This window comes from Pseudomonas sp. TWI929 (assembly GCF_039673335.1).
Taxonomy (GTDB): Bacteria; Pseudomonadota; Gammaproteobacteria; order Pseudomonadales; family Pseudomonadaceae; genus Aquipseudomonas.
This window is the reverse complement of sequence record NZ_JBDJLK010000173.1, coordinates 1-1,314: the sequence shown is the minus strand read 5'-3', so window position 1 is coordinate 1,314 and position 1,314 is coordinate 1. Positions and strand designations below refer to the sequence as shown.

Annotated in this window: 1 protein-coding gene; it reads left to right on the top strand. The window is 57.8% G+C overall.

Going from position 1 to position 1,314, the window contains the following annotated elements:
• Window positions 1–218 precede the first annotated feature (218 nt).
• Window positions 219–1,178: an IS110 family transposase gene (locus tag ABE456_RS28400; protein ID WP_346646893.1), complete on the top strand. Its 960-nt coding sequence runs from the start codon at window positions 219–221 to the stop codon at window positions 1,176–1,178.
• The last annotated feature ends 136 nt before the right edge of the window (window positions 1,179–1,314 follow it).

The window sequence follows — 1,314 nt, the reverse complement described above, 5'->3', positions numbered from 1 at the left end:
GCCGCTTGTGTCTTGAGAGGGGATTAGAATCTGGAGTGAGAGCGGTGAATGGCAAGCTGAATGCCGGAGGTGCCTTGAGCACGTGTGGGAGCACAAGCTGCCATTCACCGTTCTACTTTGGCGAGAGCCCGAACAGTTGGATGAGGGCCAAATCTCGAACCACAAGCGTGGGCCAAGCCAAAGCTCTCTCACACTGTTGAGTCTAGGAGGTTTTGGCGATGGCTTCCTTCTTGGGTATCGATGTTTCCAGTCTTTCCCTTGATGCACTGGTGCGGCCCCAGGGCATCAAGATCAGCGTGCGCAATGATCCAGCGGGCTTTGAGGAACTGGTGAAGAGCCTTCGAGGGCTCAGCATCAAGCGCATCTTGCTGGAGGCTACAGGCGGCTACGAGCGTGATGTCATGCGCTTTCTCCAGGACGCCAGCTACAAGGTCATACGCGTGAACCCCAAGCGAGCCAGATCGTTCGCGGATTCCTTGGGCATCAAGGCCAAGACCGATGCCATCGACGCCGCAGTGCTGGCCCATTTCGCTGAGGTCATTCCAGACAAGCCAACCCTGAAGACAAGCCCTGAAAGGGCCCTGTTGCGGGAACTCCTTCAGCAGCGTGATCGCCTGGTCCAACAGCGAGATGACGACCGGCGGCGCCTGAAGCAGGCTCAGTCAGCGATGGTCGCCAATTTCCTGAAAACCAATCTTCAGCACTTTGCATCGCAGATAAAGTTGGTGGAGCAAGCGATCAAGCGGCAGGCCACAGTGCTCAACGATGAACGGATTGCCAAACTGGACGAAGTCAAAGGCATCGGGATGGTAACCGCGACCAAGCTGGTAGCGCTCTTGCCGGAACTGGGGCATGTGGAGTCCAGGGAAATAGCCTCTTTGGTCGGTGTGGCCCCCTTCAATCACGACAGCGGAAAGTCCGTGGGCAAGCGCTTTATCTCAGGAGGCCGATTTGAGGTCAGGCGTGCGCTGTACATGGCGTGCCTGGTGGCGGTGAAACATAATCCAACGCTCAAAGCCCGATATGAGGCGCTGCGTGGGCGGGGGAAACTTGCCAAGGTTGCGCTTGTAGCCTGCATGAGAATCTTCATCGTGCGCCTCAACGCGATGCTCAGAACGGGCACGCCGTGGCGGGATGACTTACCGCAGCCTGAAAACATGGCGCAGATCACAGCGTGATCAGTGTGGGAGCGGGTTTACCCGCGAAGAAGACACCGCGGTGGATGGCACGGGCTTCGCCCGTGTTCGCGGGCAAGCCCGCTCCCACAGGGATCGCGCCAGCTTTTAGAAATTGAGCAAGACAGTTGCTCCCACA